Source organism: Nocardioides sp. (assembly GCF_044226765.1).
Lineage (GTDB): Bacteria > Actinomycetota > Actinomycetes > Propionibacteriales > Nocardioidaceae > Nocardioides.
This window is the reverse complement of the sequence record NZ_JBGAGJ010000001.1, coordinates 734,402-746,518: the sequence shown is the minus strand read 5'-3', so window position 1 is coordinate 746,518 and position 12,117 is coordinate 734,402. Positions and strand designations below refer to the sequence as shown.

Below are 12,117 nucleotides of genomic sequence, written 5' to 3'. Positions count from 1 at the left end.
CCGTGGACCAGCACGAGCTCTCGGCCATCCCCCGCGAGGCCCGGGCCTTCCAGGGCAGCCGCGCGGGCGTCGTGACCCGCGTGGCGGCCGCCACGATCGACGGGACGATCATCTTCGGGGCCCTGATCGGGCTCTACCTCGGGTACGCCGGCCTGCTCTTCCTCGTCGACCCGCGCACGTTCACCTTCCCCGACCCCAACATTCTGCGCAGCGTCCTGCTCGGTGGCTTCCTCATGGGCTTCTACACCACCGTCACCTGGGCGATCAGCGGCCGCACCTACGGCAACCTCCTGCTCGGCCTGCGGGTGACCGGCAGCCGGGGCGGTGACGTCGGTTGGTTGCGCGCCCTGCTGCGCGCGGCGTTCTACGTCGGCTTCCCGATCGGCCTGATGTGGGTCGCGATCGACCGGCGCAACCGCTCGGTGCAGGACCTGGTGCTGGCCACCACGGTGGTCTACGACTGGCAGCCCCGCTCGCACCGGTATCGTCCCGAACCGTGACCACGACCTCGCAGCCCACGTACGACGAGCTCGCCGTGATGCCGGCGTACACCGAGCAGCCGGTGCCGATCGCCTTCGAGGACGTCAACGGCCACCTCAACGTGCGCCACTACACCGGCATCGCGAGCGAGGGCCTGGACGAGGCGCTGGTCGAGCTCGGGATCCCGCAGAACTGGCCGGCCGCCGGCCACGCCTGCTTCTCCGCCGAGCACCACCTGACCTACCTCGCCGAGCTGCGCGCCGGCGACCGGCTGACCACCCGGGTGCGGCTGCTGGGCCGCTCGGAGCGGGCGGCCCACGTGCTGGTCTACCTGCTCGACGACACCCACCAGCGGCTGAGCTTCGTGATGGAGGAGATCTTCCTCCACATCGACATGAGCTCCCGGCGCACCGCCCCGTGGCCCGACGACGTGGCCGCCAAGCTCGACCGCCGGATCGCCGAGGACGCCGAGCTGCCCTGGGCGGCGCACGCCTCGGGCTGCCTCGCGCTGCGCTGACCCGGCCGCACCGTGCTCCTCGACGTCCAGCTCGACGGCCGCCCGGACGAGGCGTCCCGCCGGGCCCGTGAGCTCGCGGCGACCGGGGTGGCGGGGCTGTTCACGTTCGAGGGCCCGCACGACGTCTTCCTCCCGCTGGCCGTCGCGGCGGAGGCGGTCGACGTCGACCTGATGACCAACGTCGCGATCGCGATCCCGCGCAGCCCGATGCACCTCGCGCACGCGGCGTACGACCTGCAGCTGCTCTCGCAGGGCCGGTTCCGCCTCGGCCTGGGCTCCCAGGTCCGCCCACACATCGAGCACCGGTACGGCGCTACCTGGGACCGCCCCGCCGCCCGGATGCGCGAGTCGGTGCTGGCGATCAAGGCGATCCTCACCGCGTGGCAGGAGGGCAGCCGGCTCGACTTCCGCGGCGAGTTCACCCGGCACACGCTGATGCCGCCGACGTTCGTCCCCGGTCCCAACCCGTACGGCGTCCCGCCGGTGCTGCTCGGCGCCCTCGGCCCGGTGATGACGCGCACGGCGGCCGAGGTCGCCGACGGGCTGCTGGTGATGCCGTTCCACAGCCACCGGCACTTCCGCGAGCGGACGCTGCCGGCGGTCGACGCCGGCCTCGAGGCGGCCGGCCGCACTCGGGCCGACCTCGCGATCCAGCCGCAGGCGATCGTCGCGATGGGCCGGACGGAGGAGGAGCTGGCCGCGGCGAGCGTCGGCGTGCGCGGGCTGCTCGCGTTCTACGGCTCCACGCCGGCGTACCGCCCCGTCCTGGATGTCGAGGGCTGGGCCGACGTCCAGCCCGAGCTCAACCGGCTGTCGAAGCAGGGCGACTGGGCGGCGATGTTCGGCCTGGTGACCGACGAGATGCTCGAGACCCTCGCCGTGCGCGGCACCCCGGAGGAGTGCGCCGCCGAGATCCGCCGCCGCTTCGGCGACGTGGCCGAGCGGGTGTGCGCCTACTTCCCCGGCTACGACGCCCCGCTCGACCAGGTCAGCGCCCTCGCCGACGCCCTGCGCTAGCGAGGGCGCCGGCTGGCGTTTCCTCGGCCGGGCCGGCCTGCGGCGGGCGTCGGTTTCCGTGCAATTGCGCGCTCAGGTGCCGGTATCGGCCCACGGACCGCTACATCTCCCAGCAATTGCGCGGAAACCCGCGCCACCCTCACCCCAGCCGCCGCCGGTTCTCCGGCGAGGCGGCGTGGATGGCGACGCCGGCGAAGCCGAGCACCAGCAGCAGCGAGGTGCCCTTGGACGGCCACTCGGGCAGCAGCGTCGACAGCGGCAGCGTGAACACGTGGAGCAGCAGCACCACGGGCACCCACACGGGCGTGGTCCGGGCGCGCAGCAGCGCGATGGCGAGCAGCAGCTCGCCGACGTAGAGCCCGGCGATCCAGATCCAGAAGAAGACCGACAGCCCGGTCTCGGACGCCACGTCGTCGAGGCCGTGCGCCTCGACGGTGCCGGTGACGACCAGGGAGTGGAAGAAGACCATCAGCAGGGCGAACGCCGCCGTGCCGATGAACCCGACCTCCAGCACGACCGCCGCGAGCAGGCCGGTGGCCCAGCCGCGCCGCTGCACCAGGGTGAGGATGGCGGGCACGCCGAGCGAGAGGCAGACCGCGGCGATCGCGAGGATCGCGGCGGCGGTCATCCACTGGCCGCCCTGCTCCTGCACGATCCGCAGCGAGTCGACGGCGTCGTCCGAGCGCGGCATGAGGAAGGCGCCCAGGCAGAAGGCCAGGGCGCCGGTCAGCAGCAGCGCCGCCGAGACCGGCACCCAGTCCATGCGCACGCGCCGACCCTAGGCCCCCGGTGGGCCAGCCGGGGGAGAAACCGGCGCCCGATCAGACCAGCAGGTCCGCGAGCCGGTGCACCTGGTCGACCGACGACGCGGTCGGGATCAGCTGCACCTCGTCGGCGCCGAGGTCGGCGACCCGGTCGAGGACCTCGCGCAGCTGCGCGGGCGTGCCGGCGAACCCGGCGGTGGCGGCGACCAGGTCGACGAAGTCGGCCGGGATCCAGTTCATGTAGTGCCGCAGGTGCCGGTGAATCTGCTCGCGGGCGGAGCCGTCGCCGTCGTCGAGGGCGAACCAGAACGACGTCGTCACCCGCGGCTCGGGCCGCCCGGCCTCGCGCCACGCCTCGCGGGTCAGCGCGAAGACCTTCGCCATCTCGGCCGGGTCGAGGTCGAGCGACATCCCGGCCAGGCCGTCCGCCCAGGCCGCCGCGGCCCGGATCGTGCGCGGCCCGAGCGTCCCCACGAGCAGCTCGGGGCCACCGGGCTGCACCGGCGGCGGCCCGACCGGGCGTACGGCGTCCGCGACCCGCTCCCCCGCCCAGACCCGCCGCATCGCGGCGACCCGCTCGGCCATCCCGGCGATCGTCTTGGTCGCCAGGTCGGCGTCGGCCGCCCGGTAGTCCTCGTCGCGCCCGCCCACTCCCAGCCCGACGGTCAGCCGGCCGCCCGAGAGCCGGTCGCCCGTTGCCAGCGCCTTGGCCAGCGGCACCGGCGGGTGCAGCTGCGGCACCACCACGGTGGTGACCAGCCGCACCCGCGACGTCCACGCGGCGGCCGCACCGAGCAGCGTCAGCGTCTCGGGGTTGTCGAAGGCCATCCGCTCGCCGAAGCACAGCGACGACCACGGCCCCTCGTCCACCGCCCGCGCCCACCGCTCGAGGGTGTCCTCGGCGGCCCACAGGTCCGGCTCCATCACCGGCAGCGTCATCCCCACGTCCACGCAGGGCAGTGTGCCGGATCCCGAGGGGGCGCGGGTTAGCCTTCGGGAGTGACGTCTCGGGTCGGCACCATCCTCGTCGGGCTGCTGACCGTCGGCGTGGTCGGCGGGACCGCGGCCATGCTCGTCGACTTCGACCATCGCGTCGCCCAGACCACGGCCGAGGCCGAGGAGGCGCCCCCGCTGCCGACGCTCACGCCGGACGTCAGCCCCAGCCCGAGCTCGAGTCCCACCCACAGCACCGGCCCCCGGCCGGTGTCGCTGTGGATCGGCGACGGCTACACCGCCGGCGCCGGCGCGAAGCGCTCGCACACCGGCGAGGCGTGCGTCGCCGCGAAGGACCTCGGCTGGCGGTGCGCGCTCAACGCCGAGCGCGGCACCGGGTTCCTCAGCGACGGCTCCTCGTTCGACCCGACGTACGCCACCCTCGGCGACCGCATCGACGACCTCCCCGAGCAGGCCCCCGACGTCGTCGTCGTCGACGCCGGCCGCAACGACCTCGGCGTCTACTCCACGCCGGCGATCGTCGCCGCGATGGACGACTACGTCGGCCGGCTGCGTGCGGCGTACCCCCACGCGACGCTCGTGCAGGTCGTGCCGTGGCGGCTGGCCCAGGACGCGCCCGACGAGGAGATGACCCGCGCGGTCACCGACCTGATGGACGAGTACGACGGCTACGTCGTCGACCCGGTCGCTGAGGGCTGGGCCGGGGCCGGCCGCACCGACAAGCCGGACCTGCTCGTCGAGCCCGGGGTCGCCGACCAGGCCGGCCACGACCTGATCGGAGCGAAGCTCGCCGCCGCGATCCGCGACCTCGACCTCCCCGTCCCCACGGAGCCCGCGACCACGGGCTGACGCCCCGGTGGTCGAGCCTGTCGAGACCCCCGCACCCGACGTCGGCGGTCACCCCCCGGGGTCTCGACGGCCGCTCGCTGCGCTCGCTGCTCGACCACCGAACCCACCGGTGGTCGAGCCTGTCGAGACCCCAGAACCCAAGCACCCCCGCAACGCACGACAGCCCCCGACCACCCGGCCGGGGGCTGTCGTTGCGAGCGCTACCTGATCGAGAACGCCACGTCGTTGACGTCGAAGAAGTAGTTTCCCCGGGCGCGGATCATGATCCGGGCCTGGTTGGTCCTCGTCCTCGGGATCTTCACCTTGGTGGCCCCGTCGTTCGGGGTCATCTTCTTGATCACGGTCCAGCGTCGGCCGTTGTCGGTCGAGAGCAGGATCTTGACCGTGGGCGCCATCTGCTGGGTGCCGTTGACCTGCCAGGCGATCTTGCGCTTCGCCCCGCCGGTCGCGGTCACCCCGGGCTTGCCGAAGGTCGTGACCAGGAACGGCCCGGCCTTCGGGTTGACCCGCAGGTTCACCTGGTCGTAGCCGACGCCGCCGCCCCCGGGCACCTGGTCACGCGCGGTGAGCCGGAAGTGCATGACGCGGTTCGTCATGCCCGGCGTGCCGTGGTAGTTCTTGGTCGGCAGGAACTCCGAGTAGCAGTCCACCGCGTCGTCCGGCACCGGCACGTAGGGGTCGATCACCGTGTCGACGTGCGGGCAGGAGCCGGTCTTGGCGTTGGTGTTGCCGTCGAGGACCTGGCGCAGGTCCGGGAAGGTCCGCGAGCGGGACCCCTCCGTGGCCAGGTTCTCACCGGGCGAGTTGTACTCCAGCGTGCCGGAGTCGCTGACGTTCGCCGCCTTGCCGAAGACCCGGAAGAGCGGCCCGTAGTCCTTGTAGTTGTCGATCAGCGCCGTGCCGTTGAGGCCGCGGGAGTCGTCGTTCTGCTCCCACAGGTAGACCAGCGGGTCGCCGTCGGGGTCCGTGCCGCTGCCGGTGAGGATGAACGGCGTGCGGGTCGGGATGGTCCGGTCCGCCGGCGCCCTGACGACCGGGCTGTGGTTGCCGGTGCGGCTGTGCCGGCCCTGGTTGTCGGCCGGCCCGCCCTTCGCGGTCTCCCCGACGTGCGCGGTGACCCCGTCGGACGGCGTGACCTTGATGTTGTGCATCGCCTGCCGGTCGCTGTCGGAGGTGTAGGGGTCGGCGTCGCCGGCGAACATCACCTGGAAGCCGCCGTCGTCGACCGTCGTCAGCGGCGCCGGGTAGTGGTTGTTCGGCGGGTCGTTGTAGATCTCCGAGTAGGGGTCGTAGCCCCACCCGGCGACGGTGACGTCCTCACCGGTGAGGGTCTCGACGGCGTGCTCGACGTTGGCGTTCGTGTACGCCGTTTCGCCGCTGCCGCCGCGCTCCAGCGTGAACGTCTGGTCGGTGCCGGGGTAGCCGATGGTGAGCGTGTCACCGTCGGTGTCGAAGCCCATCAGCGAGACGTCCTGCACCTCCACCGGCGGCGCCCCAGGCGAGCCGGTGTAGCGGTTGGCCTCGGTCTGGGTGCGCTGGGAGAAGTAGGGGTCGCTGTGGCTCTGCAGGTTGTCCTGGCGGCAGATGCCGGCGTACGCCATCACCGACGTGCCGGAGCCCGGCTCGACGGACGTGCCCGCGTTGCGGTTGCCGCCCGAGCAGTTCCACCGGGTGCCGTTGAAGGTGTGGTTGCCGCCGAACTGGTGGCCCATCTCGTGGGCGACGTAGTCGATCGCCATGAAGTCACCGGTCGGGTCGGGCAGGCCGGTGCAGCCCATCCCCTTCTCGATGCCGCCGACGACGCCGAGGCCGGCGATGCCGCCGCCGTTGACGCCGAGCATCAGGTGGCCGATGTCGTAGTTCGAGGCGCCGACGAGCTGGCCGAGCACGATCTGGTTGCGCTCCAGCGTGCCGACGTCGCAGTAGGCGATCTGGCCCTGCACGTAGCCGTCGGAGTCCGGGTCGTCGACGTAGCAGGCGTGCTCGCCGCAGGGCCCGTTCGGCCCGGTCGCCTCGTCCCAGGTGTTGAGGTTGAGCCTGTCGTTGTCGTTGACGAGCTGCAGGTTGATCGCCAGGTCGTCGTTGTAGATCTGGTTGACCCGGTTGAGCAGGGTGACCTTCTCGGAGGTCACGTTGGCCGCGCCGAAGTAGCTCGCGTACGTCGGGTCGGTGATCAGCGCGAGCCGGTAGGTCTTCTGCGTGACGGTCGCGGTGCTGGCGGCCCGGGCGGAGCTGCGGTGCGCGATCGCCTTCTTGACCGCCGGCATCTCGCGCTCGACGAACTGCTTGGTCTGCTGCTGCAGCGCGCCGCCGTAGTAGCTCAGGTGCGTCGTGGTGCCGCGGGTGTTGTACGCCGGGTCGACGTACCACGCGCCCTGGCCGTCGCCCGGGCGGACGCTGGCGTGCAGGCCCATCGGGGTGACGTCGAGCGCGACGCTGGTGCCGCGGTGGTCGGTGGAGAACCCGGCCCAGGTGGAGATCTCGGGATGGGCGGCGGCCAGCTTCGGCTGCATCAGCTGGGTGCGCTGCACGGCGAAGTGCTCGATCCCCCCGGTCGGCGTGGGGAGCGTGATCGCTGCGGTGCGCTGGCTGCCCGCGGCCGGCGCGCCGGCGAGGGCGGCGCGCACCTGGCCGGGGTGGACCCGGAAGGCGGTGTAGTGCTTCGGGGCCACGCGCACGTGCGGTCCCGACGGCTTGAAGCCACCGGCCGGGCGATAGATCCCGTGGTCGGGTGGTGCGGCGGTGGCGGACATCCCCGCCGGCAGCACCGCTGCGCCCAGGGCGGCAGCGGCGAGCGCGGCGAAGAGGCGAAGGGGACGCGACATGGCTCTCCTCGATCTAGGGACCTGCCCGAGCAGGCGGATTCCGCAGCCTAACCCCGGACCCGCCAGCGGCCGAGCAGGGTGCCCTCCCGCTCGAGGAGGGTGAGCAGCTCCAGCGGTACGTCGACGGGCGGTCCCTGGGCGATCCGCGGCTGCTCCCCGGCCACGAGGAGCGGCACGATCGTCACGCAGATCTCGTCGGCCGCCCCGGCGGCGACGAGGTCGCGCAGCAGGTGGGGGCCGCCCTCGGCGAGGAGCTGAGTCAGTCCGCGGGCGCCGAGCTCCGCGCGCATCCGGCGCAGGTCGACCTCGCCCTCGCCGAGCACCAGGACGTGCTCGGCGCCGAGCAGGTCGCGCGCCTCGGCGAGGTGCTCCGCGCTCGCGCAGGTCGCGACCAGCACCGCTCCCGGCGCGCCGCCGCGCAGCCGCTCGGGCACGTCCGCGCGCCGGCTGACGACCACGGTCGGCCGCTCGACCGGCGCGTAGCCCTCCGCCCGCGCGGTGCCCGCGCCCACGACGATCGCGTCGGCCAGCGCCCGCAGCTGGTCGAAGACGACCTTGTCGACGGCGTTGTTGATCGAGCCACTGCGGTCGTCGGCACCGGCGGCGGCGCCGTCGAGGGTGGTCACCATGTTGACCCGCAGCCACGGGTCGGCGGGGGCGGCGTAGAGGGCCGCCAGGTCGTCGGTGTCCGGCCCGACCAGCACGCGGAAGCTCACCACTCCCACCTCATCACCCAGTACTGCACGCCGAAGGGGTCGTCCTCGAGGTCCACCGTCACCGCGCAGCCGGCCGGCAGCACCGCCGCCAGCTCCGCCAGGGCCGCCGTGTCGGCCCACAGCTCGCGGGCCAGCTCGTGGTCGACCCCGGCCAGGTCACCGGCCCTCAGCCGCGCCCCGAGCCCGGCGTCGAACCCGACCGCCCGCTCGTCGACGTACCCCGGCGACGCCTCCCCCCGCTTCGCCGACCCGTTCCCCACCACCACCAGCCCGGACACCTCGCTGGTCGAGTAGCCGTCGCGAGGGAGAGCTCCCTCGGTGGTCGAGTAGCCGTCGTGAGGAACGAGCGACGGCGTATCGAGACCCCCATCGCTGGTCGAGTAGCCGTCGTGAGGAACGAGCGACGGCGTATCGAGACCCCCCGGTGGTTGAGGAAGGCGCGCTAGCGCCTGTCTCGAAACCACCCCACCCGCAGCCTCGACCAACGACACCCCGACCCGCACCCCCTGCGCCGTCCCGACCACGTCGACCGGCCCACCCTCCCCAGCCCACGCAACAGCAGCCAGACACACAGCCCGCAGCGCCGCGACCGGGTCCTCCAAGGACGCGTACGCCGGCAGCAGCGCCGGCACCCCCGGCACCAGCACCGCCCTCATGCCAATCCCCGGATCGCCCGCAGCGGCGGCCGCCGGCCCGCGATCGACCACGCCATGTCGACCAGGTGCCGCGTCTCGCGCACCTGGTGGACGCGGTGGATCCGCGCCCCCGCCATCGCGCAGATCGCGGTCGCGGCAAACGTCCCGTGCAGCCGTTCCCCGGCCGGCAGCCCGAGCGTCTCGCCGACGAAGTCCTTGTTGGAGACCGACACCAGCACCGGATAGCCGGTGTCCACCATCTCCCCGATCCGCCGGGTCACCTCCAGGGAGTGGAAGGTGTTCTTGGCGAAGTCGTGGGCCGGGTCGATGACCACGCTGTGCGGGTCGACGCCCGCGGCCACCGCCCGCTCGGCCAGGCCGACGGTGGTCTCGATGCAGGCGGCGACCACGTCGTCGTACTCCTGCCGGTAGGGGTCGGTGCGCGGGCTGAGCCCGCCGGCGTGGGTGCAGATCACCGCCGCCCCGTGCGCGGCGGCGACGGCCACCAGGTCGGGGTCGTGCCCGCCCCAGGCGTCGTTGATGACGTCGGCCCCCTGCTCGAGCACGGCCTGCGCGACCTCCGAGCGCCAGGTGTCGACGCTGATGACGAGGTCGGGGTACGCCGCCCGCACCCGCCCCACGAAGCCCGCGACCCGCCCGATCTCCTCAGCGACGTCGACGTGTGGCCCGTAGCCGGCCCGCACCCCGCCGATGTCGACGATGTCGGCACCCTCCTCCACGACCTGCTCGACACGCGCCCAGGCGCGGTCCTCGGCGTAGGTGGCGCCCTGGTCGAAGAAGGAGTCCGGGGTGCGGTTGACGATGGCCATCACCAGCGGCAGCCCGTCGGTGTAGGTGCGGTGCCCGAGCTTGAGCGGTGCCGACGGCTCAGCCATGTCGACGACCCTAGCGATTGCGCACACATGGGCCACGGGATGTTGTCTAATCGACCATGTCCACGACACAGGAGCCCCGCAGGGGCCGCGGTCGACCACGGACTCCGGGGGCGGAGAAGCGGATCATCGACGCGGCGCTCGAGGAGTACGGCGAGCACGGTTGGTCCGGCTTCACCATGGATGGCGTCGCCCGTCGCGCAGGCGTCGGGAAGTCGACGGTCTACCTGCGCTGGCAGGACAAGGACACCCTCCTCACCGACGCGGTCGGGACCGCCAGCAACGAGCTCGGCGCGGTCGACACCGGATCGCTGCGCGGCGACCTCTGTGAGCTGGCCGGCAACATCTTCCGCTACTTCCGCGAGCCGGCCGGCTGGGCGACCCTGCGCATCACGATCGACACCGCCGGCGCCTCCGAGGCCCTCGGTGCGTTCTCGACGGCGGTGATCGACGTCCAGGTCGAGCACGTCGACCAGGTCGTCCAGCGCGCGATCGAGCGCGGCGAGGCGCCCACCGGCACCGACCCCAACATGCTCGCGCAGTGCCTCTACGGCGCCGTCACCATGCAGACCCTCGGCATCCGCCTGGGCAACATCACCCTCACCGACGAGGAGGTCGAGGAGCGCTCGGGGGCGCTGGTCGACCTGGTCCTAGGTGGGGTGCTGGGCTAACAGATGCGACAGGACCCTGCAGCAGCGCACCCGATCGTGAATGGTTATCGGACGGCTCGGGGCTGCATGTACGAGTGTGCACCGGTTACCGTGGCGGCATGGAGATCACCGCTCGGGGGATCGAGATCGACGACGGGTTGTGGACCGCAGCGCAGGCCGAGGCAAAGGCGCGCGGCGAGGACGTCGACACGGCGCTCGCCCGGCTCCTGGCCGCCTACGTGGAGGGCCGCGACAGAGCTACTTCGGGTCGTCGTGGTCGACGTACTGCCTGAGCATCCGGCGGACGACGTCGGATAGATCCTCGTCGCGATCCTCAGCCTCGCGCTGAGCGGCTTCCCACAACTCGTCTGGAATCCGGAACGTTCGGCGTGGCGTACCCCTCCCTGGCATGTGCCCAGTCTGCTGGGCAGGTGTCATGACACCCTGTTAGCGTCCGGTGTCATGACACCCTCTCGGCGGGGGAGCACACCCGAGACGTACTGGGGGCGAAGACTGCGGTGCTGGGTCAAGCACCCCGGCCACTGCCCCCACAGCAGCACCTACCATCGGCGAGAACTCGGCGCCACGCCGATCGACACAGAAGGACCGTGGCGCCTCGGGAGGCGGCGCGGCCTCGACGGGCTCCGGGGCGTAGCAATCATGCTCGTGGTCGCCGCGCATGCGACGGTGCCCGGCCTCGACGAGGGCGGCCACGTCGGCGTGACGGCATTCTTCGTACTTTCGGGTTTCCTCATCACGTCGCTGCTGGTCGAGGAGCGTGAGGAGAGCGAGCGGGTGGCGTTCGGTGCGTTCTACGCTCGCCGTGCCCTTCGACTTCTCCCGGCACTCTGCGCGCTCGTTGCCTCGCTCCTGGCGGCGAGTTACGTGCTGCGCGAGGAGTTCGTGTCGGGCTCGGACGCGCTCTACTCGAGCTTCTACGCCGGCAACTGGATCCGTGCGTTCGGCGGGCACCTCAGCGCACTGGACCACACATGGTCGCTGGCGATCGAGGAGCAGTTCTACATCGTGTGGCCCGCACTGCTGGTGGCCGCGCTGGCGTGGAAGGGCAGGCGGGCGGCGCTCCTTGTCGCCCTGGTCGGAGTTGGAGCCTCACTGGTGACCCGGGTCGTGCTGTGGCAGGTCTCGGATGACCCGGTTAACCGAGTGCAGTTTGGGACCGACACCCGCTCCGATGCACTGCTGGTCGGCGCCACTTTGGCCCTGGTGGCGACCGGGCGGCGGCAGTGGGTGTCGTCGGGGTTGATGGTCGCGGTCGGGTTGGTCGGGCTGCTGGTCGTGAGCACCCTGCACATTTCGGGTCAGATGTCTTTCGTGTGGGTGCCGACTCTCGCCACTATTGCTGCTGGCCTGGCGGTGTGGGGCATCGCCGGGGAGGGCTACAAAGGCTGGCTGACCGGCGCCGCCATCGTGCTCATCGGACGCCGGTCCTACGGGCTTTACCTGTGGCACGTCCCGATCTTCGCCCAGCTCGGCACCGACCGGATCCCGGCCGCCATACCGTTCCCCTTGCAGGTGGTGCTGCTCGGGGCTCTGTCGTGGCTGATGACGGTCATGTCGTGGCGCTTCGTCGAGCAGCCGTTCCTCCGGATCAAGGACGGTCGTGCGTCGCGCGCCCACGCGGCCAAAGGCCCGGCCACCGACGACGGCCGCGGCGGCAGTGCTGCCCTCGTTGTTGGTGGCCATCGCCAGTGAGAGGAACTTGCGCCCCCACAGTCGAGTCGACGGCGGGGCGTGCTGGGTGAGGGCAACGCGAGAAATGGGCTGCTCCGCATCCGAGTCCGAATGTTTAAGGTTCC

General features: G+C 72.1%; 14 protein-coding genes. 7 read left to right on the top strand and 7 right to left on the bottom strand.

Annotated features, from left to right (window positions below; genetic code table 11):
• Positions 1–2: 2 nt before the first annotated feature.
• The 3 genes from ACILRH_RS03585 to ACILRH_RS03575 are packed head-to-tail and all read left to right on the top strand — an operon-like array spanning position 3 to position 2,014.
• Positions 3–500: an RDD family protein gene (locus ACILRH_RS03585; protein WP_395690824.1), complete on the top strand. Its 498-nt coding sequence runs from the start codon at positions 3–5 to the stop codon at positions 498–500.
• Positions 497–997: a thioesterase family protein gene (locus ACILRH_RS03580; RefSeq protein WP_395690823.1), complete on the top strand. Its 501-nt coding sequence runs from the start codon at positions 497–499 to the stop codon at positions 995–997. Before ACILRH_RS03585 ends, ACILRH_RS03580 begins: the two co-directional genes overlap by 4 nt.
• 12 nt (positions 998–1,009) lie before the next feature.
• Positions 1,010–2,014, top strand: coding sequence for a TIGR03617 family F420-dependent LLM class oxidoreductase (locus ACILRH_RS03575; RefSeq protein WP_395690822.1), 1,005 nt, complete (start codon positions 1,010–1,012; stop codon positions 2,012–2,014).
• A gap of 139 nt (positions 2,015–2,153) precedes the next feature.
• On the opposite strand, the gene ACILRH_RS03570 is transcribed toward ACILRH_RS03575, so the two are convergent.
• Together ACILRH_RS03570 and ACILRH_RS03565 are read right to left on the bottom strand one after the other, a co-directional pair.
• A complete protein-coding gene (locus ACILRH_RS03570; RefSeq protein WP_395690820.1) occupies positions 2,154–2,783 on the bottom strand; it encodes a hypothetical protein in 630 nt (209 codons plus the stop codon).
• 52 nt (positions 2,784–2,835) lie between these two features.
• Entirely contained in the window at positions 2,836–3,729 is an 894-nt protein-coding gene (locus tag ACILRH_RS03565; RefSeq protein WP_395690818.1) for an LLM class flavin-dependent oxidoreductase, read from the bottom strand.
• 48 nt (positions 3,730–3,777) lie between these two features.
• Between ACILRH_RS03565 and ACILRH_RS03560 the strand changes: the two genes are divergently transcribed.
• Entirely contained in the window at positions 3,778–4,581 is an 804-nt protein-coding gene (locus ACILRH_RS03560; protein ID WP_395690816.1) for an SGNH/GDSL hydrolase family protein, read from the top strand.
• 200 nt (positions 4,582–4,781) lie between these two features.
• Here ACILRH_RS03560 and ACILRH_RS03555 read toward each other — a convergent pair whose 3' ends face one another.
• The 4 genes from ACILRH_RS03555 to folP are packed head-to-tail and all read right to left on the bottom strand — an operon-like array spanning position 4,782 to position 9,653.
• On the bottom strand, positions 4,782–7,406 hold the full coding sequence (locus ACILRH_RS03555; RefSeq protein ID WP_395690814.1) for a M12 family metallo-peptidase: 2,625 nt from the start codon (positions 7,404–7,406) through the stop codon (positions 4,782–4,784).
• Between the two features lie 47 nt (positions 7,407–7,453).
• Positions 7,454–8,122 (bottom strand): dihydrofolate reductase family protein, encoded by a 669-nt coding sequence (locus ACILRH_RS03550; protein WP_395690813.1) that lies wholly within the window; start codon positions 8,120–8,122, stop codon positions 7,454–7,456.
• A complete protein-coding gene (locus tag ACILRH_RS03545) occupies positions 8,119–8,778 on the bottom strand; it encodes a hypothetical protein (protein WP_395690812.1) in 660 nt (219 codons plus the stop codon). The genes ACILRH_RS03550 and ACILRH_RS03545 overlap by 4 nt, the downstream gene beginning before the upstream one ends.
• Complete coding sequence (folP, locus tag ACILRH_RS03540; protein WP_395690810.1) at positions 8,775–9,653, bottom strand: dihydropteroate synthase; 879 nt, start codon at positions 9,651–9,653, stop codon at positions 8,775–8,777. Before folP ends, ACILRH_RS03545 begins: the two co-directional genes overlap by 4 nt.
• 56 nt (positions 9,654–9,709) lie before the next feature.
• Between folP and ACILRH_RS03535 the strand changes: the two genes are divergently transcribed.
• Together ACILRH_RS03535 and ACILRH_RS03530 are read left to right on the top strand one after the other, a co-directional pair.
• Positions 9,710–10,321 carry a TetR/AcrR family transcriptional regulator gene (locus ACILRH_RS03535; RefSeq protein ID WP_395690808.1) on the top strand — a complete coding sequence of 204 codons (612 nt, stop codon included), beginning with the start codon at positions 9,710–9,712 and terminating at the stop codon, positions 10,319–10,321.
• A gap of 98 nt (positions 10,322–10,419) precedes the next feature.
• Positions 10,420–10,593, top strand: coding sequence for a hypothetical protein (locus ACILRH_RS03530; RefSeq protein ID WP_395690806.1), 174 nt, complete (start codon positions 10,420–10,422; stop codon positions 10,591–10,593).
• On the opposite strand, the gene ACILRH_RS03525 is transcribed toward ACILRH_RS03530, so the two are convergent.
• Positions 10,559–10,711 carry a ribbon-helix-helix protein, CopG family gene (locus tag ACILRH_RS03525; protein ID WP_395690804.1) on the bottom strand — a complete coding sequence of 51 codons (153 nt, stop codon included), beginning with the start codon at positions 10,709–10,711 and terminating at the stop codon, positions 10,559–10,561. The genes ACILRH_RS03530 and ACILRH_RS03525 overlap by 35 nt on opposite strands.
• 51 nt (positions 10,712–10,762) lie before the next feature.
• On the opposite strand from ACILRH_RS03525, the gene ACILRH_RS03520 reads away from it, so the two are divergent.
• Positions 10,763–12,013, top strand: coding sequence for an acyltransferase family protein (locus ACILRH_RS03520; RefSeq protein ID WP_395690803.1), 1,251 nt, complete (start codon positions 10,763–10,765; stop codon positions 12,011–12,013).
• Positions 12,014–12,117: the final 104 nt, after the last annotated feature.